The sequence below is a fragment of the Planctomicrobium limosum genome (genome assembly GCF_051465645.1).
Lineage (GTDB): Bacteria > Planctomycetota > Planctomycetia > Planctomycetales > Planctomycetaceae > Planctomicrobium.
Map to the genome: position 1 here is coordinate 2,547,821 of NZ_CP195790.1, position 24,699 is coordinate 2,572,519.

General features: G+C 52.2%; 20 protein-coding genes. 12 read left to right on the forward strand and 8 right to left on the reverse strand.

What is annotated here, in order from left to right; translation table 11 throughout:
- Nucleotides 1-8: 8 nt before the first annotated feature.
- From SH527x_RS09490 to SH527x_RS09505, 4 genes are all read right to left on the reverse strand, one after another.
- Nucleotides 9-1,151, reverse strand: coding sequence for a DUF1559 family PulG-like putative transporter (locus SH527x_RS09490; RefSeq protein WP_437194421.1), 1,143 nt, complete (start codon nt 1,149-1,151; stop codon nt 9-11).
- 339 nt (nt 1,152-1,490) lie between these two features.
- The gene (locus tag SH527x_RS09495; protein ID WP_437194422.1) at nt 1,491-2,258 is read right to left on the reverse strand and encodes a BON domain-containing protein; all 768 of its coding nucleotides are present in this window, start codon (nt 2,256-2,258) and stop codon (nt 1,491-1,493) included.
- A 79-nt stretch (nt 2,259-2,337) separates the two neighbouring features.
- A complete protein-coding gene (locus tag SH527x_RS09500) occupies nt 2,338-2,520 on the reverse strand; it encodes a hypothetical protein (protein ID WP_437194423.1) in 183 nt (60 codons plus the stop codon).
- Between the two features lie 153 nt (nt 2,521-2,673).
- Nucleotides 2,674-3,138 carry an RrF2 family transcriptional regulator gene (locus tag SH527x_RS09505; RefSeq protein WP_437194424.1) on the reverse strand — a complete coding sequence of 155 codons (465 nt, stop codon included), beginning with the start codon at nt 3,136-3,138 and terminating at the stop codon, nt 2,674-2,676.
- A 347-nt stretch (nt 3,139-3,485) separates the two neighbouring features.
- Here SH527x_RS09505 and SH527x_RS09510 point away from each other — a divergent pair, with 347 nt between their 5' ends.
- From SH527x_RS09510 to SH527x_RS09520, 3 genes are all read left to right on the forward strand, one after another.
- Nucleotides 3,486-6,320: a hypothetical protein gene (locus SH527x_RS09510; RefSeq protein ID WP_437194425.1), complete on the forward strand. Its 2,835-nt coding sequence runs from the start codon at nt 3,486-3,488 to the stop codon at nt 6,318-6,320.
- Between the two features lie 180 nt (nt 6,321-6,500).
- Nucleotides 6,501-7,262 (forward strand): bifunctional demethylmenaquinone methyltransferase/2-methoxy-6-polyprenyl-1,4-benzoquinol methylase UbiE, encoded by a 762-nt coding sequence (gene ubiE / locus SH527x_RS09515; RefSeq protein WP_437194426.1) that lies wholly within the window; start codon nt 6,501-6,503, stop codon nt 7,260-7,262.
- Between the two features lie 119 nt (nt 7,263-7,381).
- Nucleotides 7,382-7,576 (forward strand): hypothetical protein, encoded by a 195-nt coding sequence (locus tag SH527x_RS09520; RefSeq protein WP_437194427.1) that lies wholly within the window; start codon nt 7,382-7,384, stop codon nt 7,574-7,576.
- 122 nt (nt 7,577-7,698) lie between these two features.
- Here SH527x_RS09520 and SH527x_RS09525 read toward each other — a convergent pair whose 3' ends face one another.
- The gene (locus tag SH527x_RS09525; RefSeq protein WP_437194428.1) at nt 7,699-9,168 is read right to left on the reverse strand and encodes a Gfo/Idh/MocA family protein; all 1,470 of its coding nucleotides are present in this window, start codon (nt 9,166-9,168) and stop codon (nt 7,699-7,701) included.
- 127 nt (nt 9,169-9,295) lie between these two features.
- Here SH527x_RS09525 and SH527x_RS09530 point away from each other — a divergent pair, with 127 nt between their 5' ends.
- Nucleotides 9,296-9,817, forward strand: a complete 522-nt coding sequence (locus SH527x_RS09530; protein WP_437194429.1) for a tRNA (cytidine(34)-2'-O)-methyltransferase — start codon at nt 9,296-9,298, stop codon at nt 9,815-9,817.
- Nucleotides 9,818-9,923: 106 nt separating this feature from the next.
- Here SH527x_RS09530 and SH527x_RS09535 read toward each other — a convergent pair whose 3' ends face one another.
- Nucleotides 9,924-10,727 (reverse strand): PIG-L family deacetylase, encoded by an 804-nt coding sequence (locus tag SH527x_RS09535; protein WP_437194430.1) that lies wholly within the window; start codon nt 10,725-10,727, stop codon nt 9,924-9,926.
- A gap of 494 nt (nt 10,728-11,221) precedes the next feature.
- Here SH527x_RS09535 and SH527x_RS09540 point away from each other — a divergent pair, with 494 nt between their 5' ends.
- The 4 genes from SH527x_RS09540 to SH527x_RS09555 all read left to right on the forward strand — a co-directional run bounded on the left by SH527x_RS09540 (nt 11,222) and on the right by SH527x_RS09555 (nt 18,621).
- Nucleotides 11,222-11,395, forward strand: coding sequence for a DUF6800 family protein (locus tag SH527x_RS09540; RefSeq protein WP_437194431.1), 174 nt, complete (start codon nt 11,222-11,224; stop codon nt 11,393-11,395).
- A 292-nt stretch (nt 11,396-11,687) separates the two neighbouring features.
- Complete coding sequence (locus SH527x_RS09545) at nt 11,688-12,395, forward strand: NIPSNAP family protein (protein WP_437194432.1); 708 nt, start codon at nt 11,688-11,690, stop codon at nt 12,393-12,395.
- 433 nt (nt 12,396-12,828) lie between these two features.
- The gene (locus SH527x_RS09550; RefSeq protein WP_437194433.1) at nt 12,829-16,062 is read left to right on the forward strand and encodes a hypothetical protein; all 3,234 of its coding nucleotides are present in this window, start codon (nt 12,829-12,831) and stop codon (nt 16,060-16,062) included.
- Between the two features lie 75 nt (nt 16,063-16,137).
- Complete coding sequence (locus tag SH527x_RS09555; protein ID WP_437194434.1) at nt 16,138-18,621, forward strand: ComEC/Rec2 family competence protein; 2,484 nt, start codon at nt 16,138-16,140, stop codon at nt 18,619-18,621.
- 167 nt (nt 18,622-18,788) lie between these two features.
- Here SH527x_RS09555 and SH527x_RS09560 read toward each other — a convergent pair whose 3' ends face one another.
- Nucleotides 18,789-19,619, reverse strand: coding sequence for a hydroxypyruvate isomerase family protein (locus SH527x_RS09560; RefSeq protein ID WP_437194435.1), 831 nt, complete (start codon nt 19,617-19,619; stop codon nt 18,789-18,791).
- A gap of 419 nt (nt 19,620-20,038) precedes the next feature.
- Between SH527x_RS09560 and SH527x_RS09565 the strand changes: the two genes are divergently transcribed.
- From SH527x_RS09565 to SH527x_RS09580, 4 genes are all read left to right on the forward strand, one after another.
- Entirely contained in the window at nt 20,039-20,695 is a 657-nt protein-coding gene (locus SH527x_RS09565; protein ID WP_437194436.1) for a hypothetical protein, read from the forward strand.
- Between the two features lie 261 nt (nt 20,696-20,956).
- Complete coding sequence (locus SH527x_RS09570; RefSeq protein WP_437194437.1) at nt 20,957-21,487, forward strand: hypothetical protein; 531 nt, start codon at nt 20,957-20,959, stop codon at nt 21,485-21,487.
- Nucleotides 21,488-21,682: 195 nt separating this feature from the next.
- Nucleotides 21,683-22,540 carry a LamG domain-containing protein gene (locus SH527x_RS09575; protein ID WP_437194438.1) on the forward strand — a complete coding sequence of 286 codons (858 nt, stop codon included), beginning with the start codon at nt 21,683-21,685 and terminating at the stop codon, nt 22,538-22,540.
- A 75-nt stretch (nt 22,541-22,615) separates the two neighbouring features.
- Entirely contained in the window at nt 22,616-23,569 is a 954-nt protein-coding gene (locus SH527x_RS09580; RefSeq protein WP_437194439.1) for a bestrophin family protein, read from the forward strand.
- A gap of 134 nt (nt 23,570-23,703) precedes the next feature.
- Here SH527x_RS09580 and SH527x_RS09585 read toward each other — a convergent pair whose 3' ends face one another.
- Nucleotides 23,704-24,240 (reverse strand): type 1 glutamine amidotransferase domain-containing protein, encoded by a 537-nt coding sequence (locus tag SH527x_RS09585; protein WP_437194440.1) that lies wholly within the window; start codon nt 24,238-24,240, stop codon nt 23,704-23,706.
- Nucleotides 24,241-24,699 lie beyond the last annotated feature (459 nt).

Genomic DNA, 24,699 nt, shown 5'->3' on the forward strand with positions numbered 1-24,699 from the left:
GACCTGAATTAGAAGCTCTGGCTCACATTTCGCTCGCCGGCTCCACCATTTCTGGTGACCAACGCTGCAATGACGTCGATTGCTGAATCTTCGTCGAGGAAACGAACTGATCCGTCACCAAACAGAACATTCAACCCGCCTGGGTGGAAGGCGAATGGCTGGGAAGAACCTTCTGTCCCGTAAGCAGTTGGACCTGACCCAACAGTTCCGAAGCCGCTTGCTCCGTATGTTTCAGAGGCGTGGTCGTATCCATTTGTTCGGTTAAGGTAGAAACCGCCTGCAATGGAACCAGGAATCGAAACACCAGTTTTGTCAGATCCAGCAAACAGAATGTCCGAAGCTGGGCGAGACCATCCCCCGGCATTTGTGTGGTGCTCAGTCAGATTTGGACTGACCTGATTTCCACGGCGATAGACATATGGGCGTCCGCCGGATTCCCAGATCGCGATGGTGTTTGACAAACCGTCGGTGATGTCAGTGAAAGTCAGCTTGGAGTTTTTCGGAGCAAACCCGTTTGTCACTACCGAACTGCTTGCACTGGCTTCACTTGCACGGGATGTGCTTCCGATAATTGGTCGAGTTTGATCAGCTGTTGCTGTCCCGGATGATGGTGGAACCCAGGTGCTTGCCAGATACGGATCGACACCAAGTGAGCCTGCGTAATCGCCGACTGCAACAACCCCAACCCAAGCACTTGATCCGCCAGTGAAGCCGTCTGGGTTATGATCGAGAACATTGTTATGACGAGGAGCTGATGGGCACTCGTAAGTCTTGATTCGCTGTTGAGTCACACCCTGATTGTCAACGTGACTCCAGTTCTTTGTTTGATCGTACTGATCCCACAGCCCTTTCTGCTCAATATATGGCAGAAGCTTCGTGAAGATTCCAATTCGTGCTCCCCCGGCAATCGCAGGACGTCCACCGGAAGGAATAACACCTTTGCTGTCGTGGAAGTTGTGAATTGCGATCCCGATTTGCTTCAGATTGTTCACGCACTGTGAACGACGAGCCGCTTCACGAGCTGATTGAACAGCTGGAAGGAGCACAGCAACCAGAATTGCGATGATCGCAATAACGACAAGAAGTTCGATTAAGGTGAACCCACTTCTTGGCTTTGAACTCAACTGTCGGGAGCGGATACGGGTATTCATTGCTTGCGAGGCCCTTAATTTAAACAGACTCAGCAGCCGTGGAGCGAAGGAAGCTCCATCGAAAAACTGCTTCAGGCAGGAAACAGGTGGAAAGAAATTCAAACTTGGACAGGAGCAATCTCGGCTACGAACCTTTTTGCGTCGACGGGTGGTAGAAGCCCTCAGCAAAACAGTTCAAACGGATTGAAACCCCTCTCCATCAACCAACTCAAGCAACCAAAGCACAGGGTTTGAAAAGCGATTGCCAGACCGATTCGATCGATTTGCGTCGCGCCATTTCGGCGACTTCACCAGAAGATCTGGATCCGCGTGCTCGAAAAGGGCACTCCAAAAAACACACTAACGTTTCAAATTAATCATCTGCGGTTGCTGATCAGCCGCAGTGACAACGAACTCAAATGGAGAAAGTGAAGGCTCCATGAGGTCTTTCGATAGGACGTTATTCCCTCGAAACACAGAGTCCCGAGTCTTGATCAGCGGGCGCCAAGTGGCGGTCATTCGGTAATTACCTGGCAACACACCGTCGCCCTGATTGTGTGTTGTCCATTCGACTTCGCCGCGAGCATTCACAACTCCAAGCACGGTTGTCGACTTTGACGAAGTCAACTGCGGGTGCAGCGTTAACACGGCCCCCTCAGCAGGCTTTCCATCAAACTGAACAATCAACGGAAGCGACTGCAGAGGCTGCCCAAAGGCGGCAGAAATCAACGCCCCGCTGAACCAAACCGACGCCACAAGTGCAAACACAATTCCAGCGGCACTGGATGCCAGAAACAGGGGAGACTGACTCCAGTGACCTGACAGGCGTTTTTGAGTGTCGGGATCAACCTGCAGGCGATGAAACCTCGACCCGAGCGTGATTCTATCAACAACACGCTCAACACCAGCAATACGTGAAACAATGCTCACAAGCAGCAAGCGGTGATATGACGAATCCACGGTGCCGGTCAAAGTCACAACCTGACCAAGCACCTGAACATGCACACTCAAACGCATCGTCTCGCCAAGATCGGCCAGTCGATCAATCACATGCAGACGCAATTCAGCGTCCAACTGAGCAGACACCTCGTCGCGAGCACCAGATCCGATTATGGTTTTCGATTTCATCACAGCGACCTCAAAACTGATTCAATGCAAAAAGACCCAAATGTTATTCAACCGCTTTTGCTTCATCGTTTTGCAACGATCAACAACATCCACAGCCACAACAAAGGTCATGCACAGCAACAGTCTGACTCGCATCGTATCGAACCAGACGCCAGGCCCATTCAGCGTCATTCACTCCGGACTCGCCAGCCAACCAAATGCCTGCAACACCGCGAACGGTAGCACCGTGCAACATTTTCAGGATGACTGATCGAGTAAACATGTGAATCACTTTAAAACTTGACTGTCAGCACTTCGTTCGATTTTTGAATTCTTCTTGATCGGCAATCACGCCGAGCACTCGACGAAACACTTTTTAACAAACAATAGAACCACGATCAACACGGTAGTTATTGAAAATTCAAAAAAAGGGGACTCAGATCCCTTCCCCGTTCGTAAATGACGGGCTGAAAACTTCTTCATGCCGCACAATTTGCCCGGCAAAAACCATCTCCAGAGTCGCCGTGTCCATTTTTTTCACGACGTAATTTCGAATTTCGAGCAAAACGCGTCGGAAGCGACAAGTATGTTCTTGCGAACATGGCTCATAGTGCGTCGTCGAAACACAGGAAATTGGCGACAAAATCCCGTCAAAATGCCGAACAATTTCGCCCATCGTGATTCCAGCAGGTGGCTTGGCGAGGACGAATCCTCCATCACGACCAGCAATGCTGCGAACCCAGCCTTTCTCTCGCAAATCAATCATAATTTGCTCAAGAAATCGCTTCGGGATATCGTTCCGTAGAGCCATTTCGCGAATCGAAAGCGGACCACGTCCCTCATGACCGACGAGATCAAACAGGGCACGCAATGCGTAATCGGACTTTCGGGAAAGCTTCATTGACGCTCTTGGGATTAAAACCCGACCTTCAAGTGCTTCTTTATTCGACAAATGAGTATTGCAACTCTATTAAGAAAATGAGAGTGCAAACAAAAACTCTAAACTTAATGATACCGGAGCACGCGAATCACGGCAACAGCGCAACGGCTGGAGCCCGGCTTGCCCTAGAATCATAACCGCTTCCGATAAAATGACTTACACGCAACAATGTGACAACTTTCATAAACAGGGGCGATCTGATCACTTGGTGACTTCCAACGCGGTTGTCAAAATCAGGTTCTCTGTCACGTAACGAGGACGATTACGTCCGAATTTCCACAGAAATCACCCGTTCCCACAGACTCAGCATGGCTCAGGCAATGACGTTCACAGAACTGACAGTTCTTATTCCCTGTCACGGACTGGAAGACTTCCCGACCGAGCTCGCCGAGAAGCCTGCCGCCAGCCTGTTGAACGCATTCGCCGTGATCTGGCATCCCGCCCTGATTGCATCCAGCGGCGCAATGCCCCGTTGGCGCCGAGCTGATGATCCACCACCGGCAGCAGAAGGCAGCCTGGTCATCATCCCGACTGCCAGTGACGACATGATGCCAGGCGGCTGGATCACCCAGGCCAGACTCGCCGGCGCCATCGTCATCAGTGAAGAGCATGACCGCACCGAGATGATGAAACGGGCCGTTGCCCCACTCAAACTGGAAGCCCCTGTCGACCCGGATCTGGTGGCGGACTTCATGGCTCTCGGTTCCTGCTATCTCCAGCTGGAACTTCTGACGCGGAGAATGCGGAACTATTCCAACTTCGACGAACTGCGAATGCATGTTGAAGCGGTAGCTGCCGCGAAGGCCGCAGTCAGTAATGACCGTGAAGCTGCCAAAAAGCATCTCACGAATTGTTTTGAGATGCTGCTGGAATCCCGTGAGCGGTTCTATCCCGTCGAGCTCTACCTGCTGGATCTGTGCCTGATTAATGCAGAAACATGGCCTAAAGACAGCACAGCCATTCTCGGGTTAAACACCGCACAGAATCTCCTCGGCACAGCTGATGACTGGGAGAAGATTGTGTCGGATCGCCCAGAGATCCGTGAGTCGTTGCAACAGGCGGTTCAACAGAAGCGAGTCGAACTCCTCGGCGGAGACGACACGGAACTGTATACGTCGCTCCAATCGCTTGATGCAGTTTTGTGGCATCTGCGACAAGGACGCTCCAAACTGGAAGAGATCACAGGATCGAAGCCGGAAGTCTGGGCACGTCGACGGTTTGGCATGAGCAGCCAGATGCCGCAAATCCTGCATCGGCTCGGCTACCATGGGGCGCTCCATACGCTTCTCGATGATGGAGTCACCCCAGAAGACGAGCAATCGCAACTGCGATGGGAAGGATGCGATGGATCAAGCGTTGATTCATTCAGCCGCATCCCGCTCCCCGGCGACAGCGCCAGAACGATGTTGCGGTTGTCGGAGCGAATGGCCGAGTCGATGGACTATGACCATGTTGCGGCCGTGATGTTCGCTCACTGGCCGGCGCTGAAAAGTCCGTTCTTTGCTGACCTCCGTCGAATTCACACATACGCCCCGGTGCTTGGGCAGTTCGTTCGCCTCTCCGATTACTTCACTCAAACTGGATCTCCTGGCCGTCGCGCCGATTTTAAATCAGGAGAGTACCTGTCACCTGCGTTGAACTCGCGCGTTGCACATGGTGAAGCAACTCCCATCAGCGGTCAGGTTCAATCGTGGACCCGCGAACGCGCATTTCGTCGTGCCGAAGTGATCACTGCACTGGCAAAAATCATTCGGGGAGATTTCAACTGGCTCGCAGACAACTCTCTTGAGTCCGCAGTCCGACAGGCGTACCCCGGTGCCAGCGCAGAGGCATGCAACAACGCGGACACCGCAATTGCAGAGGCGTTAAGAAACGGGAGTGCGCAGCTGAATGATGCACTCGCGAGCGGGTGCGAAGATGGACCCGGCGTCCTGATCGTCAACACACATTCATTCCCCCGCAAAGTTCTCATCAACTGGCCGGGAAAAGGGGGGCCTCCACAGGACCGCAGTATCCTTGGCGTGCAGGTGGATGAAGATCAGATTCAGGTTCTCGTTTCGCTTCCCCCATGTGGGTTTGTCTGGCTTGCCAATCGTAATGAGCGTCCTGGCCGAACTCCTGCTGGCAAGCCATTGCTGGCGGAAGAACTCTTATTGCGAAATGACAATTTCGAAGTCCGCTTCAGCGACACCACTGGCGGTATTTCGCAGATCATGACTTATCATCGAACGCCAAATCGATTGAGTCAGCAGGTCGCGATTCGGTTTCCTCACCCAAAAGCAATCAGCTTTGGAGAAGGAGACAAGCAGGAGACCATCACCACAAACTACACAGCCATGCGGCTGAAAGAATCCCGAGTTCTCAAGCAAGGACCACTGGTCGGGGAAATCGCCACACTCGGGGAGCTTGTCGACGAACAGACCGAAACCGTTCTCGCGACATTCCGCCAATGGACACGTGTGATCAAAGGCAAAAGCACGATCGAAGTCGATCTCGAAATTGCCCCGGCTGTGCCCATCAAAGGTGATCCCTGGACCAATTACCTCGGCTGTCGCTTTGCATGGAAACATGAGATGGTCGCACTTTCTGCATCAATGCAGGAGGGAGCCCAGTCCATTCGTAGAGAACGAATTGAAGCTCCACAGTTCATCGAGATTGCAGACGACGACTTCCGCACAACGATCATCACACCGGGGCTGACATTCCATCGCAAGACAGGCGAACGAATGCTCGACACCCTGTTGCTCACCGAAGGGGAGGAGTCGCGACTGTTTCAGTTTGCCGTTGCGATTGACAACCCGTACCCGATGCAGGCACACCTTGACCAGTATTCACCGCCGGTTGTGATTGAGACGAAGCAACGTCCAGTCGACGGGAAACGGGAAGGGTGGTTCTTTCATGTTTCCGCCAGCAACGTCCAGTTGCAACGCTTCCTCCCAGGGACAAAACCGAACTCGATTATTGTTCGATTACTGGAAACTGAAGGACGATCTCGTGTCATTGGGCTTCACTGCTTCCGCAACCCGATCTCAGCTCGCCAAGTCGACTTCAAGGGGAGCACCATCACCACGATGAACACAGATGACGCCGTCAGTGTTGAAATTGGGCCCTATGAAATCTGCGACGTCGAACTGGAGTTTTAGGCCCCAGATCAACACGACAGTTTCGACGCACGTCATTCCGGATAAGCGAATCAACTCGATGTGAATTCAGGTTCTCAGACGCTGAGATTCACAGAATCGGACAGCAACTTCCCCGTCATTTGAATCACCCCGGGACTCTGGTAAGTTGCATCGAGATCTTTTCGCCAGAATTGAAGTAACATGATTCAGCTGCCCAACACCGATTCACCAAAATCTGATCATTCCACGACTGTTGACAAGTCAGGTGATCGAGTCAAGCAGATGTTTGGCGAGATTTCGACACAGTATGACCGGATGAATCATGTTCTCTCGGGAGGAGTTGATTACTACTGGCGGGCGTACACCGTTCGAAAAGTCCCTGCCATCGGGAACGATCCCATCCTGGATGTCTGCACAGGGACAGGCGATCTTGCAATTGCCTACTGGAATTCCACAAAGCAAAAAACGCGGGTCGTCGGAACCGACTTTACGCCAGAGATGCTTGTGATCGCCCGACAGAAGGCGGAAAAAGCCAGGAAGAATGGCGGAACCAAGTTAGAATTCATTGAATCCGATACTCAATCACTGCCGTTTCAGGACAGCGAATTTCAATTGGTAACCGTGGCGTTTGGACTCAGAAACGTCAGTGACACCCATGCTGGGCTACGTGAGATGATTCGGGTCTGTAAACCGGGCGGCCGTGTTGCTGTTCTGGAATTCTCTCAGCCAACCATGCCGGTTCTGGCAGGGCTTTATCGCTGGTACTTCAAAAACATCCTTCCACGAATCGGCCAATTGTTCGCCAAGAATCGTCAGGACGCATACAACTATCTGCCGCAGTCCGTTTCGGAGTTCCCATATGGAAAAGAACTTGCCGACATCATGACTCAGTGCGGACTGAAGAAAGTCACATTCACTCCACTGACATTCGGAATTGCAACCCTTTACGTGGGGCAAAAGTAACGGCGACTGGAGCACTGAACCCGTCTGCCCTTGCTTCACAGCAACGCGTTTGACAAAAATTTAGATGGCCCGAGAGCCCATTCTGATTCACCTGATTATTCTGGAGAACATTTTCAATAATGAATGAGCCAATCTCATCATCCAATTACGAACAGTTTTCTCCAGAAGAGATCGCCAGCTTTGATGCAGATGATGCACACGCTGGGGCGGCAATCGGGAAAATGCTGACCGTCTTTTTCTTGTACACCGTTGTCGCCATGGTAGGATCGTCCGTTGCGACATGGTACTGGATCGTCAACTCGACCGTGCGATAGACCGAACATCTCAACAACAAAAACGCCCTGAGTGAATCATCACTCAGGGCGTTTTTTTCTTGTCAGTGCCTTTTCACCAGAGACACCAGATCTCAGGCTTCAAAGCAGCAGGCGATCCTGCACTATGACTTTTCTGGTGGGTTGCCGTCGATCCACGGGCCAGCCAGTGACATGTAGGTTGGATTTTCAATTGTGCTGCCGAAATCGCCAGCTTTCCAACCTGGAACATGCAACGCTGGTCCGCCTGCTTTAGAACGTTCTTCCCATCGTTGTGCCCATGGTTTCTCACCGTTCTTGTGAGCATCGAGAGCATTACGTGGGCCGTTCTCCTTATCGAAGTAGTAAACCACTCCATTGCGGTGGCTCTGAGCCCCCAGAATCACGGTCGACACAGCCGCAGCACCCAGGTCTGGATCGTTGTTGACCAGATCTGGATTCCCGGCTTCAATGGCGTCGATCCAGTTGGAGAAGTGAGCGTGATCGTGGTCACCAATTTTCGGGACGTCGATTGTTTCTGAAACAATCTTGCTGTCCTTGGTCACCTGCGGACGCTCAGCAATGAACTGAATCTTTCCATTTTCGAATGTGAACGATCCGAAGTGTCCACGAATGCACTGCTGCAGACGTGATTCCTGCGAGCACATCGTGGAAGAGACGAGTCCCTGAACCCCTTCAGGATAGTCTGCAACGACTGTTGCAACGTCTGGAACGTCACGACCATCGTATTCGAGATAGATCCCGCCAGCTCCGGTCACGCGTCCCGGGTAACGAAGTCCAGTTGCCTTGAGCATGGCTGTGACGCGGTGCACAAACAAGTCGGTGAACATCCCTGAGCCGTATGGCCAGAAACGACGCCATTGTTTGTAAACTTCGCGGTCGAATGGTCGGTCTTCTGCAAGACCTTCCTTCACCCCGAGCCAGCGCTGCCAGTCGATGGTCTTCGGAGTCATTTCTTTGGTCAGGGCATAGTAACGCCACTGGCCGATGTTTGAGTTACGGAAGTACTCGGTCTGGAACATCAGAACTTTACCGAGCTTACCGTTGTCGATCATCTCGCGGGCCTGATTCCAGCAAGGATCGCTGGTTCCCTGAACCCCAACCTGCATGACCTTCCCGGATTTCTTCCAGGCTTTGGCAACGTCGATTGCCTCTTCGACGTTCTTGGTCATTGGCTTTTCGCAGTAGATGTGCAGTCCTGCGTTCAGCGAATCAATGATCTGCTTGTGGTGCCAATGGTCTGGCGTTGCGATTGCAACGGCGTCGAGATTTTCTTTCTCGATCATCTCCATATAGTCGACGTATTTGGCGACCTGATTGCCGTTTTCTTTGGTGATGTAGTCAGCAACCATGTCGCGCTGGACCGAGTACACTTCGGCAACGGCAACGATGTCGATCTTGCGGCCTTCGTTCTTCAGTTTGCACAGTGTTTTAACGTGTGCACCGAATCCGCGACCGCCGGGGCCGATCATTCCGATCCGGAGACGCTGATTCGCGTCTTTAGCATTAGCGGATGCCTTGGCAAGGAGTACACTCCCCCCTGCCGCAACAGTCGAGGTCTTCAAAAAGTTGCGACGATTGACAGATGGATCCATGTTGATACCTCTTGCCGTTTGCAAATGAATTCAGGCTGCGAATGAATTGCTGCAATCAATACACAGCGACGTACTTCAACGATACCGAATTTTCTTAAGCGACCGCAACCCGCACGCAGGAGATCGAATGCAAGTTGGCCCCCATTTGCTGAATGTTGTCTTGTATGAACCTGAAATCCCACAAAACACCGGCAATATCGGTCGCAGCTGTGTCGCGGTCGGGGCCAAGTTGTGGCTGATCCGACCACTCGGTTTTCTCATGGACGACCGATACCTGAAACGTGCCGGGATGGACTACTGGAAGCATGTCGACTGTGAAGTTGTCGATAACTGGAATCACCTGTTACAGCGGCTGGAAGAGTCACGTCAAACAGAGGGCGAATCGCAGGCAGCGCCCCCACGATTCTGGTTCTCCACAAAGTTCGCGACGAAACTTGCCTGGGAAGCAGAGTTCCAACCCGGCGACGTCCTTGTTTTTGGCAGTGAATCCAAAGGACTCCCTCCCTCGATTCGGGAAGCGAACAAAGAGAACTGCATCAAGCTCCCGATGCTTGAAACCGTTCGCAGTCTGAACCTGGCAAGCACCGCAAACACTGTAATCTACGAGGCCGTCCGACAATTCGGCGGAATCCCGGGAATCGAGACGTAGAAGGAATTGACCTTCGTGCACGATCAGCACCTGCAATGAAGTTCAAACTTCAGCAAGTTCCCGAAGCGATCCAGCAGTCATTCGGCGACTGGCAGTTCTCGGTGGACTATTGCACGATGACCTGTGATGACGGATCCAGATTGGTCCGCGGGAGCTCGGGTGCAGCGAATGAGTGAATCAGATCCTTCACTACGACCGGCTTCGGAGCGATCAACATTTCCCCTGCCGCAAGCCCTGCCGACAACCCGAGCAGGCGTGCCTGACTTTCAATGAGCTGAAAGATGCGTTCTTTGTTGGCAGGAAACTGAGATTCGTACGCTTTCACGGATTCGATCTTCAGGTCGAGCGTGTCTGAAATATCAACAATCATCGTTCCTGCGGCTCGAATCGGTTCATCTGTTCCAAACCCAAGCTTGTACCAGAGCAGCTGGTTAATCGTGTGAACCGGTAACCCGTCAAATTCACCATCCCACTTCGTCAGCCGAGAATAGAACACGGCAGCATCTGTGATCTGCATGGCCTGCCAGTGGTCAGGGGAGGCCAATGGTGTTTTGTCAGCGATCCCCAGCACAATTTTGGGGCGGTATTGCCGAAAAACTTTTGCAAGCATGACGCGTGCTTCGAACGAGTCGAACAATCGGCGATTCGGAAGCGGGAGCGTCAGTCGTACCTGAACCCCTAAAATCTCGGCCGCCTTCTTCGCTTCCTGAAGCCGATGCTCAGGACCGGGGCTTTTCGGAGTTGGTTCTCCATCGGTTAAATCAACGATTCCAACCCGATATCCCTGTTTGGCAAGCTTTGCCAGAGTTCCGCCGACAGCGACTTCAACGTCATCAGGGTGCGCTCCAACAGCGATGACATCAAGAGGTTCAGGAAGTGAAACCCGAGCTTTTTCAGAATGGGAAGTCATAGATTCTCAAGTAGATCCGCTGAGGGCGTAAATCGCTTCAAGCCTGAGACTTGAATGGGGCTGATCTGATACTTCGTCGAAATAATCACTCTAAACTAGAAGTGCCGACGATTGTCGACGAAGCCCAACAATGCCGTTCACGCCTCCGAAGTGCGTCACCGGCCATGCATCTTCGCCACGATCCTAATCATATTCGATCTCAAATGAGAAATGGAAACAGCGAGAACCCTGCAGAGTTATTTCTCAACAGAACTTTTTAACGAAGACCTTCACGGATTCTGTGTTTCAGGGAATGCCCCAGTCTTCCCGGCGTAAACCCCAACCGGCAACGTCAAGATATTCACCATGACTGATCCGTGTAATCGAAACAAATCAGAGGTCGAGGCAGGTTGGGGCGATCAAGGTCCGTTGACCGGAGACGTGCCGAGCGATAAGTTATGCGGTTCCGCTGTTCTGGATTGTGAAGAACGGCCAATTTGAACATTTTGTAATTGATGGCAGACCAGATGGGACGCATCGAACGAAGTCGCGAAATTGCTCGCCGCCGTAGCCGCAAAGTCAAGGTAAAGAAGCTGCGTGCACGCTTTGCAGTTGCCAAGAACGATGCCGACAAGGCCGCTCTGGTAGAAAAGCTGCAGCGCGTCAGCCCATTCGCAACCTTCGAATAATCAACCGAAGAAGCAGCAGCGAAACTGGCATCAGATTGTCAGAGCACCTGTTGTAACCATCGGCTTATCGACAAAAAGTGCTTGCCTGTCATTTGCCGAGCTTTAGGGAAACCTAAAGCTCGCATGCGTCGCAAGTATTTTTTCGTGTCATGACCAAATTTCCATTGGTCATTATTTCAGGCGATTGACTCGCCTGCCCATTAGCTTCAGCGGGAGTGTTGCCTTGCTGACTCTCTTTCGTGCTGCGCCCGTTCTTTTATGTGGCGTTCTGGGATTATTGGTGTCATCCGCGATGGCTGCCGAAACTGCGAAGCCCGTCTACGAACTGCGAATTTACACCTGCGAGCCGGGCAAACTGCCAGCACTGCTCGAACGATTTCGCGATCATACGTGTAAATTGTTCGAGAAACACGGCATGAAGAACGTGGCCTACTGGGTCCCGGCTGACTCCCCAGGTACTGAAACAAAGCTGATCTACTTGCTGGAACACTCCAGTCGTGAAGCTGCTGCGGCATCTTTCCTTGCATTCCGCAACGACCCGGAATGGAAAGCGGTGCGTACAGCGAGCGAAGAGAAGCACGGTAAAATTCTTGCTCTGCCGGTTGAGTCCACGATTATGGTGAAGACCGACTATTCGCCAGACATCACGCTCCTCAAAGAGGGGAAGACGTACGAACTCAGGATCTACACCGCGAGCAACGAAAAACTCGACGAACTCAATGCTCGATTCCGCAATCACACTTGCAAGCTGTTTGAAAAGCATGGCATGAAAAACATCGGATACTGGACCCCAGTCTCCGAGCCAGAAGCATCAAACACCTTGATCTACGTTCTGGAACACGATTCCAAAGAGGCGGGGATCAATTCCTTCAAGGCCTTTGGGGCAGATCCAGCATGGAAAGCGGTCGTCGCCGAGACCCACAAGAACGGGTCACTGACTGCAAAGAAGCCTGAATCCGTGATGATGAAGCTCACAGATTTCTCGGCCCGTCAGAACTAGACCGGCTTCGATCCAATGAGTCTCCGCTGGAAATCAGGTTCTTAACTCCTGATGCTCCTGTATTGATCTGAACTCCACACAAGAATGGCAGCGTCCTCACTCGATGAGCCGCTGCCATTTCTCATTTGGGTCAATAGGATCACCATCCTCAAATCCCGACCTCTTTTCCCGCGTCGGAATGTTCCTGCCATTCCTCAGCACGGAACAATTTCTTTAAAAAGCAAGTCCATCCGGGCGTGCATCCCCTTCAGAGAGTCAGCACAATATCTCATATTGGTTTACGGTATTTGTGCAATGTGACGACACGTCTCGGCCCATTCCGGCGGCGCCATGATTTCAATGCTGAATGGCGCGATTTTATGCTCGTTCAGCATCGACCATTGATCTGACGAGCAAGTTCGAGTTTTCCCAGTCGCAATCAAGGTGAATCCCAGTGTCGAACGACCCTACAAAGTCCTCTTCTGATTCACTTGAGACTGACAAAAAGAACATCAGCGAAACAGATCCACCCACCAGTAGTTCCGCTCAACAGGTCGGGGCGGAAGATGATTTGCCGGACTACGAGGAGCTAACCCCGGAATTTCTGGAAGACGAATGCATTCGCGGCGACTTCATGCTTCGCTGGGCTGTCATTCTGCTGGCAGTCTTACTCGGGTCCGTCCTGATCACTGAATCACGCCTGTTCGTTTCAATTCGCTCCGGCGAATATATGCTGTCCAATGGGATCTTGCCTCCACGCGTCGACGTCTTTTCAGCAACTGCCGACGGACGCCCCTGGGCGAACCTAGGGTGGATGTCTGACCTAATTCTGGCTGCGACCTCATCCGTTCTCGGCTTCACTGGTCTTTCAATCCTGTGCGCCGCAACTGTCGGGCTCAGCTGGTGGTGTCTTTCGAAGATCACGATTCCCGGCGTCACAACATGGTGGGGATCGATTTGCTCGCTACTGGCGCTATTGGCACTAATTCCAGTCTTTCAGCCGGGTGCGACGACCATCACGATTCTGGGAATGACACTGCTGTTGTGGTGGCTCTGGTCAACCTCTCGATCTGAATCGCTTCAGCATCCGTGGACACTTCTTGTCCTCATGGCACTTTGGGCCAACCTCGATTCCCGCAGTTGGATCGGGTTGTTTGCTCTCGGACTGTACGCAATCGGTCTGGTCGCGACGTCATCGGGACGCAGTGCCATTGGGCGCCCACGCTTAATGTGGATCGGCGGGGCAATCGTTGCCGGAGCTGTCGTCTCGCCTTGGCCGCTTCGTCCTCTCACACAATTCCTGACTGCATTTCGTGAAGAAGCGGAGTTGATCAGATATCAGGGAATCAGTGAACACTTCGTGCGATTGTCGACTTACGGATTGCCAGCCTTCTGGAAGTCGATTGATCTCTTTTCATTTATGGCCCTCGCACTTGTCGCCTTTTCCTTCATGACAATTCTGCTGAATCGCAAGAGACAGCAGCTTGGCCTGTCACTGCTTTGGCTGGGGATCAACGCACTCGGGTTCTTCTTTGCTGAAGCAATTGCCTACGCCGCAATCGTCAATGCCGTTGTCGCGACGTTGAATGGGCAGGAGTGGTTTCACAATCGTTTTGGTAACGACTATTCCATCACAACGTGGAATGTCCTTTCTTCGCGAGTCGGTCGAGCCATACAAGTTTTGACGATCTTTGTGCTTGCATACCTGTCCCTGAATGGTGCCTTGATGGGTCCGCAGTCTCGCCGGATTGGTCTGGGACTCGACCCGCGCTGGAAGAATCGCATCGACAGCCTGGAGCAGGAAGTCCTTCCGAACGCCTCGTCTGACCGCATCTTTCCAACCACTCCAAATCAGGGAGACATCCTGATCTGGGCAGGAAAGAAGCCATTCGTTGACAGTCGACTCTCACTCTATTTCTCAGGCAAAGAGAACCTGCTTTTTGTTCACCAGAAGACTCGGGCAGAACTCTTCCCAAGTCGTGATCGAGCAGCAGATGCCGCTGCTGTCTCGACATGGAAATCGACACTGGAACGCTTCAATGTGAACGACGTACTGGTCCGTCTCTGGAGTCCCAAGCCGGCTTACGGTCCGTTCTTCCAGTTATATACCAACGAAAATTGGGCATTGACCGGGTTGGGAAGTGCAGGGGGAATCTTCACGCGTAACGACATCAGTTCTCCTGAACTGAAAGCACATGTTGAAAAAGTTCAGCTGAAAGATTTCGCAAAAATCGCGTTTCAACCTGCCGTTCCCCCTGAGCCGGTTGAGATCGCTGCAGTCTGGCCATTGCCGGTTTCGCGATACGACAAATGGCTGATCCAGAAACTGGATGTTGTTCCGCCTGCTGCTGAACTCGCGAGTCACTACACAAGTCTGGTTGTAAACAGCGCAGGCTTTACTGCGGTTCAAGTCAGTGGCCTTTCATTGCTCGCCATTCAGAACTGCAGAAAGGCATTAAGCGAGAACCCAAATCATCCGCTGGCATATCGCACAATTGGAACCGCCCTGGGTCTATTGCTTCAGGCCGAAGCAGTCGCCGCCGGTCAGCAGATTCCGTCAGAAACAATTCGATCACAAATTCTGACGAGTGCGTTTTCCACAGCGATCGCCAGCGACGAAGACCCGTCAGACCTGTTAACGCTGTTTCAGCAACTTCTCAACGGTCGATCAATCGATACCGCACTTGAGGTTCTGAATCGCTATGACATCGCCATGACCGCGTATCCAGAGATCAAAATCACAGCAGAACGCAAACTGGAGTTTGACCGGACCAGAAAACAACTGAGCGATGCCGTCGACGCGGTTCAGAAGCAAATGGATGACGCAAAGAGCAAAGGCGCGTCTCCCATGGACCTGGCCGTTGTGGCACTCGGAGGCAACTGCCCGGGACTTGCTTTGAAGGCGTTAGAAGCTGACATGACCAAGGTCATTTCTGATCCGGAGATGCAGTTATTTTATGCGACACTGCTGCTCCAGAATGGTCGTATTGAGAATGCTCTGGAACAAGTTGAAGGGGTCGGTGCCCGCCTCAAAGGTCCTCAAGGAGCCAACGCCAGCCCAATGTTCAAGAAACAGTGGGAAGCCGTTACGAAACTGGTCTATCTCTCGGCTATGAATCTGGACGAATTCGTCAAGCTCTCCGATACAGACGAGAACGGCGATTGGGTCTCAGGACTTCGAGGCATGTTGCAACTTCCGTTTTTAGGATTCCAGCTTCCTCTTCAACTGGAATTCTGGCCTGCATTCCAATCGCGACTGGCCGTAGCAGCGACAATCGATGTTGCTGAACAATGGGCCGTGACTCAACTCGGTGCCGCCCGAGCTGAACTGGAATTGGGAAAGCTGGATGCTGCGAAAGTGCGGCTGCAGAAGATCGCGACGCGACATCCTCAGTTTTCTCAGCGCCCGGTTGTGGCAATGTACCTGGACGCCCTCACCGGATCGAAATATCAGTTCCCGGAAGTGGATCTGTCTGAACCAGACTGGATCACCAAGTTCAATGAGCTTTCCAAGTTGAAGCCAGCGACACCGGCAGTTGAGTCCCAGCCTGAAAGCAAAGAAAAGAAAGAGGAGTCTGAGAAGCCAAAAGCAGACGAAACGCCAAAGCCCGCTGAGACTCCGAAACCAGATGCCAGCCCAAACCCCACGGGCACTGAACCGAGTTCATCTCCGAAAGCGGACGAGTAATCTCGATCTTGAATCTTTTGAATCAATTCAGAGTTTGACCTGACTCGCCAAACATTGCATCGCGGGCCCAATGCAGTGCAGAGTGAACAATTCCCATCGCAGCAACTTCAAATCATCAGACAGCACCCCGCTCAGGTGGTCGTTCTCTGCTTTGCAAGTGGCATTGCGTTTGACCGGTTCTTCTCAATTCCACTCGCTGGCTGGTTGGGAACCGCAACAATCGGCTATGCACTGGCAGCATGGTGCTGGCGGTCCCGGTCAACTGCTGTCACGGCCTTATTGCTTCTCACGCTCTTTGCACTGGGTGGAACGCGACACTACTTGAGCTGGCAGTCAGATTCACCGAATGATGTTGTGCATCTGACAACGGTCGATCCGCAAGTTGTTCGAATCGTCGGCGTTGTCACCAAACCACTGGAAATCTTTGATCGCCCGACGGGCCCCCATATTCCTCCCTGGCTTGGTGTGGATCGCTCGACCGGGTTCCTTCGATGCGAGCAGATTCAACACGGAAACGACTGGCGGACTGCCACCGGAGTATTACGAATCGATGTGATGGGCCGACTGGATCATGTTCAGGTCGGTGATCGAATCAACGTCCTCGGGCAACTGTCACAGCCTGCATCTCCGATGAATCCCGGCGAGTTCCAGTACGCCGACTCGCTGCGGTCTCAGGGAGCAGGGTGTCGCCTGCGAGTGAAGCATACGGCAAATGTGCAGGTCGTTGGTCAGGAGAATTCGCTGGCGGCATGGCTTGCCAAACGTCGAACCGCGATTCGCAACCAATGTCGTTTGAATCTCGCCGCCGTTCTTCCGCCGGCTTCGCAAGCTCTCGCCGCTTCGTTGCTGCTGGGCGATCGCACACAACTGCCAGACGAACTGAAAAACCAGTTTGCCGAAACTGGAATGATGCATCTGCTCGCGGTATCTGGAATCAACGTCGGAATCCTTCTAGCGATCGTGCTCGGTATCGGACGAACTCTGAATCTCGGCAGCCGGCAACTTGCAATTGCAATGATTGGGGCCGCGATCCTGTTCATGTGGATCACAGATCATCAGCCCAGCGTGATTCGAGCCGGGTTACTCGCCATCTTTGGACTGGTCGCAAGTCTCTTCGGACGCCCGAGTCAGGGGATGAATACGCTGGCGGTCTGCGCGCTGATTCTCATCTTATGGCATCCTCCTGACATCTTTGATATCGGTGCTCAACTTTCGTTTCTTGCCGTGATTGCCATTCTGCAGGCCTCACGTGTGCCACTCGCGGACTACTGGAGAAATCGACTCGCTTACGTCGAACCGCAAACACGATTTGCACAACTCCGAGAATCCATATTTCTCGGGCTTGCAAAGATGTATTTCGTCACTGGCACCATTTGGATCGTGACACTTCCACTGATCATCTACACATTTCATCTGGTGACGCCGATCGGCCTGTTGATGGACTTGTTCCTCGTTCCGGTTGCGACAGTCGTGCTCGGTATGGGATACGTTTTCCTCTGCGTTTCAATGGTTTCCAGTTGGGCAGGTGCCATCATCGGACTTCCTTTCAGCTGGGGACTCACCGCGATGCAATCAGCCGTTGCGTGGGGACAGAATGTCCCGCTCGGGCACTTCTTTGTGTCGTCCATTCCAAGCTGGTGGGTGATTGGCTTTTACCTGATTGCCGCTTTGGTTTGGCTGCGAATTCCGGCCTGGAGAGGATGGGGGTGGGGGACGCGAATCTGGCCGGTCTGGATGATGATTGGCTTGGCAATACCGTGGCTCTCACCAAGCGTCACATCACTCAGATGCACAGTGCTGTCAGTCGGTCACGGGCTCGCATGCGTCCTTGAGCTCCCGAGTGGTGAGACCGTGATTTATGACACCGGCACACTCGGAGACGGGCGTCGAGCAGCAAGAACGGTTGAACGCTACTTGCGGAGTCGCGGGAAGCGTGTCATTGATGCCATGATCCTTTCCCATGCCGATCACGATCACTTCAGCGGGATGTTCGAACTCTTCCATCGCTTCCCGATTCCTCAGCTCTTTGCCACTCAGCAATCGGCTCAATCAAGGCAACCGGGAGTCAAAGAACTCTGGAATCTCGCACAACGGTCAGGCTCACACGTTCAGTTACTTCAGACCGCGGATCAATTGCATTCGGCCCGATCAGGCTCTGATGTCCGACTGCTGGTTCTGCATCCTTCAAGACCCGCAGTCAAAGTCAGTGACAATTCACAGAGTTTGGCAATTGCCGTTGAGTATGCCGGACGCAGAATATTACTGACGGGGGATATCGAGCTACAAGGAATTGACGCACTGCTTACACAGCCTCCGATGAAGTGTGATGTTGTCCTGTCCCCTCATCATGGGGCAAAGGTTTCCAACATCCCGCCATTGTATGACTGGTGTTCCCCTGATTTCGTGATCGTCAGCGCAGCGACAGCAGACATTCCGCACCTTGAGTTCATCAAGAAGTTCAGTCAGCTCCTCTCGACTGCAAGTTCTGGTGCCATCACCATCGAGATCCGTCAGGACGGAACACTCCAGGTCCTTCCATTCCGGTCCAACCTGAATTGAACAACTGACGTCTCTGACAGTCAGCACAAACGAACACAGGCGTCGAATGGAGTTCAATCTCCACTCGACGCCTGCAAAATTCAAACACGTGTGCCTTCTACCAGACTGCAACAGGATGTCCTCTTGTGAAGGAAATCGTTGTTGTCCAAACGAGAAGGCGGAATGCTCTAAACGTCACACTGCTTCACGGCTTCGACGAGACCGTCCCAGGCATCACGGGTCGGGATAAACTCCTGACCGACATAGCCGTCGTAACCAACGTCAATCAAAGCCTGCATCAACGGGGCGTAGTTGATTTCCTGCTTCTGATCGAGTTCGCCACGACCTGGATTTCCAGCGGTGTGAATGTGGCCGAGGTATTCTTTGCTCTGATGAACACGACGAATCAGATCGCCGTTCATGATTTGAACATGGTAGAAATCGAACAGCAGTTTGCAGTTCGGTGACCCAATGCGTTTCAGAATGTTCACGCAATAGTCGACGTCGTCGCCCTGATAACCGGGGTGCCCCTTCATCGGGTGGCTGTCGTCGCGAGTGTTCAGCATCTCAACGCACAATGTGACGCCATGCTTTTCGGCGACGCCCACGATTTCTTTCAGACCTTCAACACAGTTGTCGGCCCCTTCTTCACGAGAAATCCCGTTTGCCATCCCGGTGAATGTAATGACACTCTTCACACCAAAGTCAGCGGATTCAGAGATTCGCTTCTTCAGAATCTCGTTACATCGCGCCCATTCCCCTTTGTTGTTGTACCCAGTTGGGAATCCATGGCTAGGAGCGATAGCACAGGTCAGCCCGTACTTCTTCAGGGTTGGCCAGTGTTCTGGTTCAATCAGTTCGATACTTTTGATTCCGAGCTTCACTGCGGCTTGACACATGTCGTCAAGTTTTGGCCACGCAGGTGCATAGCACCAGTGCACCATGGACTGCTTGATACGTCCATTCTTGACCACCGGGTTTTCAGCGGAAAAGACAGGAACTGCTTGTGATGCTGCCATTGCGGCGACTCCTGCACCGGAAATCTTCATCCAGTCGCGTCGTGAAAGGCCATTGTGATCGGAATTTTGAGACATCATCTCACTCCAAAATTGCGAGGCAAAGATCCATCAATCCCATGAAAGTCCTGCTTTTCAGCATTTCACCGGACGCACCAAGGGCTTTGAATCCACCACTGTTACCTGATAACGTCATAGACCGCAAATTCGACCAGTTGATTTATGGGAATTTTTCCCAATCGATCCCCCATAATGTGAAATACTGCGATTCTCGCAAGCGACCGAGGCATCACAAAATAAAGCGATGCGGTCTTAGCAGATCCAAAGATTCACTGGTCAATCGAACGTCCTGACATTGCAATTTTGACTGCGAAAGAAGTTGCCCTCCACCTGGCATCTTTTTCAACGGATACTGGCACGATATGAACGTGATCCCGACTGCATTTTTATTTCGCTATACCATTCCCGTCTTACGTCAGGACAAGTTGCCGCGCGCGAAGGCGCCACTGCTGAAACTCCCGGAAGTCTGTCAGATTCCGTGGCCATCGGCTCTCAACGGGGAACCGGAGTTCGCAAAGCTCGCCCTTGCCTGGAACCCGGAGGGTCTAGCGATTGAAGCAATCGTTACTTTGCCGGAACGAACAAAGAATAAGAAATCCAAAGAGTTCACCGACGAAGGATCATTGCTGATCTGGATCGATACTCGTGACACGCAGTCACAACACAGAGCCTCTCGATTCTGCCACCAGTTTGTCGCCTCAACTCAAGGTGGGGGAGACGACGAAGACGAACCGCAAGTACGACAGTTGCCAGTCCCACGAGCCCGTGAAGATGCTCCGGAAGTTGATCCAGAGGGATTGCTGACAGAAGCCGAACAACTGGATGACGGGTATCGTCTCGCTGTCTGGTTGCCACGAGAAGCATTGCATGGGTTCGACCCTGCGACTCAAAAGCGACTTGGATTCATGGTCGCAATTCACGACAAGGCCATGGGAATGCAGACGTTGACCGTCAACACAGAGTTCCCGATCGATTCCGATCCCAGCCTATGGGTCAGTCTGGAACTGGTCGAGGAATAGAATTCTAGTTTCACTCCGGAAACTCCCTACCAACAGTCAGACAATGACGAACACGAAACAGCGTGTTTGTTCATGGGTAACACATCGCTTCAGAGACTCGACAGCAGTTCCCATTTGATCGCAGCCGCCCAGACCGATCAGCAAATACTGATTTAACTCTGGCATTTCGACCAGGACTGAAGGATACTGGCACCATCTTCTTACGGCCTGTTCTGTGCTTCGAGTCATCACTCTCAAATTGAATCACGAAGAGTCTCTGCCATGGTCTCAATGATTCGCCTTCAAGTGCTTTGCGTCGCGATCGCGTTGCTCGTCTTTTCAGGACAGCGAACAATCGTGAACGCAGCAGATGAGAAGCCAACCGAAACGTCGACAGGGGCACCGACCGAAGCCGGAACTGAAGCAGCCGATTCTCCTGAGGGAGTCCTGAGAGCTTTTCTGCTGGCAGTCCTTAGCCAGGACGCAGAAAGTGCACAAACATATTCCCTCGAAGATCCTGATTTTCAAATGCTATTCGAAGGCGAAAAACGTCCGGAAGATGTGGTTGCCCCGCTGAAAGCAACTATTGGACAACTCCCGATTCGCCAATTGAAAGTCGGGGAAAAAGTGACGCTTCAAAACAAGAAGAGAATCACAGTTGATGCGAAGATGGTGAGTGAAGATCGAACTCAACTGATGGCCGCGCTATTCCCCGAACCGGTCCCTATGCGAAAAGTGGACGGGATCTGGAAGGTCGATCCTCGTCCGATTATCGCTGCCGGAAAGTCTGCAAGTCAAAAAAAGAGGAAGTGAGTTCGAACAAGCGAGCAACACAATGCGGTCCCGTGGCTTGGACCAGTCAATCTGCGAATTGACTTCGAGTGAAAAGCCGCATCCAGATAAACGTTTTCTTCGTCACGTTTTCTGGAAGGACTCAGGTAGATTGATTTCAAAATTTCTCTACACTCACTGAGTCCGTTCGCATTGTGTTTAACGAAGAGCCTGTCCATGAAATGTTTCTTCTTTTCCACGCTCGTAGCAACGATCGCAGTATCGACCTCTGTCGGCTTTGCTGGCGACAATGAGGCGCTCAGCAAAGCTCTGACGCTGCACGCATCCTTCGACACCGGGATGAATGCCGATTATTCACGTGGAGATAAAACGTGCTATGTCTCCGAGCGTGGCAAACAGGTTCAAGCCGAAGCCAACAGTGACGTAACGATCGCCAAAGATGCCGGCCGATTTGGTGACGCCCTCCACTTCACAAAGAAGAGTGGATATCGCCCTGAGTTTCGTGGGACAGATGTCCTGAACTACAACGACAAGAACTGGAGCACGACGGTCTCAACATGGCTGTGCGTGAATCCAGATAAAGAACTGGAACCTGGCTACTGTGATCCAGTCCAGATCGTCGGGAACGACTCGAAGAAGGGCTTTATCTTTCTTGAATGGTCCAAAGACGAAACTCCCCGATTCTTTCGATATGCAATTCGTCCGCTCTTCGAAATCTGGAATCCAGAGAACGTAGGTTGGGAGCAGATTCCAGCGGCCAAGCGACCAATGATTCAGGTTGCCGACGCTCCATTTGACTCGAACAAATGGACTCATGTTGTCTTTACCGTGGAAAACGGAAATGACAAAACGAAACCACAACAGGGCAAACTGTACATCGATGGCAAGCTGATCGGCACCATCCAGAACTGGGATTTGACATTTGGCTGGAACCCGGAAAAAGTCCTGCTTGTACTTGGGGCAGCCTACGTCGGGAAGATCGATGATCTCGCAGTTTTCGATCGAGCATTGACCGACGATGAAGTAAAACAGCTTCACCAGTTGAAAACTGGCGTTCGAGAGCTCTACAAGTAGTCCATCACTTCCGATTGGTCTGCGAATCAAGAAACAGCAATGTTCATGATTACCTGTATCAGGTGAACATGAACGTTGTTGTGTCTCCGGGGTCTCGGAGCATCGTCTCCCGCAATTTTATTGTTCTTTTATAAGGGACCTCCTCTGGTCGCGAAATCTCCCTCCAAGTCTCCGATTGTGGAGATCGTCACCCCAATTGCGTATAGCAAGACTCTCTTAAAAGTACTCGGTTATTCCGTACTGACTGGACTCTATTCAGTCATTCCGGCAATTAAAGAGATTTCCCAATACGACACCTTTGGGGATCACAATGCAGACCTCCATACGGCGTTTGCATTCGTACTGGGTCTCTTACTCGTCTTTCGGACAAACGCAGCCTACTCACGCTGGTGGGAAGCACGAACGCTGTGGGGCGGTCTGGTCAATTGCTCTCGAAACTTTGCAGTGAAGCTGACCACTCAATGTCGGCTTCTTCCAGACGACGCTGAACGCGCTCGCTCATTGATCTGCAAATATGCAGTGGTGCTCAAAGACCATTTACGTGCACCACTCGCTCCGGCGGGTAAGCAGACGATGGTGCCGAACATTTCAATGCCGCATCCCCCCAGCGAAACAGTTCAACAGATTTACAAACTCGTCGCCAAGCTACGAGCAAACAATCAAATGGACAGCTCCACATTTCGGGCAATCGACCTGGAACTGCTGCGGCTACTGGATATCTGTGGAGGCTGCGAGCGAATTCGCAATACGCGAATTATTGGCCTCTATCGTATTTTCGCCAGACAATGTATCGGGCTGTCGCTCGTCACGTTTCCGTGGGGAATGGCAGATACGTTTCGCTGGTGGACAGTCCCCATGACGATCATCGTCGCCTACTTCATGATCGGCTTAGAGATGGTCGCCGAAGAAGTTGAAGACCCGTTCGGCCACGACGCCAGTGACCTTGATCTGGATGGACTTTGCACAGCCATCGAACTCAGCGTCAATCAGACGTTCCAGCTTCGAGACGCTTCACCAGAGTCCGTCTAAAAGACGCACCGCTTCAGACTGGAAGCATTCCAAGCGTGCCGAGAGCAGTCTCGTGACAGACGACTCTCCCGGCACGCTTGATTCAATTCAAAGTATTCACCAAAGGCGATTCTTCTGCATTTCCGCAGTTCGTCTTAGACAAGCTCTTTCAGGAAGCGGATGATCTCGTGGCAGAAGGCTGGCAGATCATCTGGTTTCCGGCTGCTGATAAAATGACGATCAACAACCACAGGCGCATCTTCCCAGATCGCTCCTGCGTTCTCGAGATCGTCTTTAATTCCTGGCGACCCGGTCACTCGAACGCCGCCGTAAATCTTCGCAGAGATGGGCATCCACCCACCATGACAGATCGCTGCAATCAGTTTGCCGCTGTCTGAGAACTCGGAGAGCAAGCTCAAGACTTTTGGGTCGCGTCGCAACTTGTCCGGCATGAATCCACCCGGACAGATGACTCCATGAAAGTCATCAGACTCCATATCCGTGATCGCCGCATCAGAGACACATGGATAACCATGTTTGCCTGAATATTTCACACCGGACTCTGGACCAGCGATCGTGACATGGGCCCCTTCTTCTTCGAGTCGCAATTTGGGATACCAAAGTTCCAGGTCTTCGTAGATATCACCTACGAAGCAGAGCACGCGAATTCCGTCCAGTGGTCGTTTAGCCATGGTGATATCCTGAAATAATTGAGACCGTCGCGGTCGATCATTTGGAAAGGAAAGAGAAACCTGCTTTCGAATCTCGTCACAGATTTGAATCGAGCAGGCTTCGGGTGAACTTCAAATCGACACCTCGGCATCTGATTCGAAGGACTGAATTCGTCGTACTCAAAACGGGTTCAAATATGTCTCAATCGAACGCATTCATCTGGTAATCTTAAACCATTTTGAACATCGGGCTACCCGGATCATAAAACGTTTTCAGGAACGTGAAAAACAACTTCGCACGTACGCCATTGCGTCGATTGCCAGGCACCTTTCGATGGAAAACCACGCAAGGCTGGCCGGATGCTGTTAGAGCTTTATACTCGGGCACCAGATCTGCCGGACCGTCACCCCGACCTTTTCCACAAGCAAAGCTCGGCGAGATCACAGACAAAGCCGCTTCGAAGTGACAGAAAAAGAATC

What these genes read in the sequence shown, in the direction of transcription:
- SH527x_RS09490 (WP_437194421.1), bottom strand. Translation starts at nt 1,151, where the DNA reads ATGAATACCCGTATCCGCTCCCGACAGTTGAGTTCAAAGCCAAGAAGT.
- SH527x_RS09495 (WP_437194422.1), bottom strand. Translation starts at nt 2,258, where the DNA reads ATGAAATCGAAAACCATAATCGGATCTGGTGCTCGCGACGAGGTGTCT.
- SH527x_RS09500 (WP_437194423.1), bottom strand. Translation starts at nt 2,520, where the DNA reads ATGTTTACTCGATCAGTCATCCTGAAAATGTTGCACGGTGCTACCGTT.
- SH527x_RS09505 (WP_437194424.1), bottom strand. Translation starts at nt 3,138, where the DNA reads ATGAAGCTTTCCCGAAAGTCCGATTACGCATTGCGTGCCCTGTTTGAT.
- SH527x_RS09510 (WP_437194425.1), top strand. Translation starts at nt 3,486, where the DNA reads ATGGCTCAGGCAATGACGTTCACAGAACTGACAGTTCTTATTCCCTGT.
- ubiE (WP_437194426.1), top strand. Translation starts at nt 6,501, where the DNA reads ATGATTCAGCTGCCCAACACCGATTCACCAAAATCTGATCATTCCACG.
- SH527x_RS09520 (WP_437194427.1), top strand. Translation starts at nt 7,382, where the DNA reads ATGAATGAGCCAATCTCATCATCCAATTACGAACAGTTTTCTCCAGAA.
- SH527x_RS09525 (WP_437194428.1), bottom strand. Translation starts at nt 9,168, where the DNA reads ATGGATCCATCTGTCAATCGTCGCAACTTTTTGAAGACCTCGACTGTT.
- SH527x_RS09530 (WP_437194429.1), top strand. Translation starts at nt 9,296, where the DNA reads ATGCAAGTTGGCCCCCATTTGCTGAATGTTGTCTTGTATGAACCTGAA.
- SH527x_RS09535 (WP_437194430.1), bottom strand. Translation starts at nt 10,727, where the DNA reads ATGACTTCCCATTCTGAAAAAGCTCGGGTTTCACTTCCTGAACCTCTT.
- SH527x_RS09540 (WP_437194431.1), top strand. Translation starts at nt 11,222, where the DNA reads ATGGCAGACCAGATGGGACGCATCGAACGAAGTCGCGAAATTGCTCGC.
- SH527x_RS09545 (WP_437194432.1), top strand. Translation starts at nt 11,688, where the DNA reads ATGGCTGCCGAAACTGCGAAGCCCGTCTACGAACTGCGAATTTACACC.
- SH527x_RS09560 (WP_437194435.1), bottom strand. Translation starts at nt 19,619, where the DNA reads ATGGCAGCATCACAAGCAGTTCCTGTCTTTTCCGCTGAAAACCCGGTG.
- SH527x_RS09565 (WP_437194436.1), top strand. Translation starts at nt 20,039, where the DNA reads ATGAACGTGATCCCGACTGCATTTTTATTTCGCTATACCATTCCCGTC.
- SH527x_RS09570 (WP_437194437.1), top strand. Translation starts at nt 20,957, where the DNA reads ATGGTCTCAATGATTCGCCTTCAAGTGCTTTGCGTCGCGATCGCGTTG.
- SH527x_RS09575 (WP_437194438.1), top strand. Translation starts at nt 21,683, where the DNA reads ATGAAATGTTTCTTCTTTTCCACGCTCGTAGCAACGATCGCAGTATCG.
- SH527x_RS09585 (WP_437194440.1), bottom strand. Translation starts at nt 24,240, where the DNA reads ATGGCTAAACGACCACTGGACGGAATTCGCGTGCTCTGCTTCGTAGGT.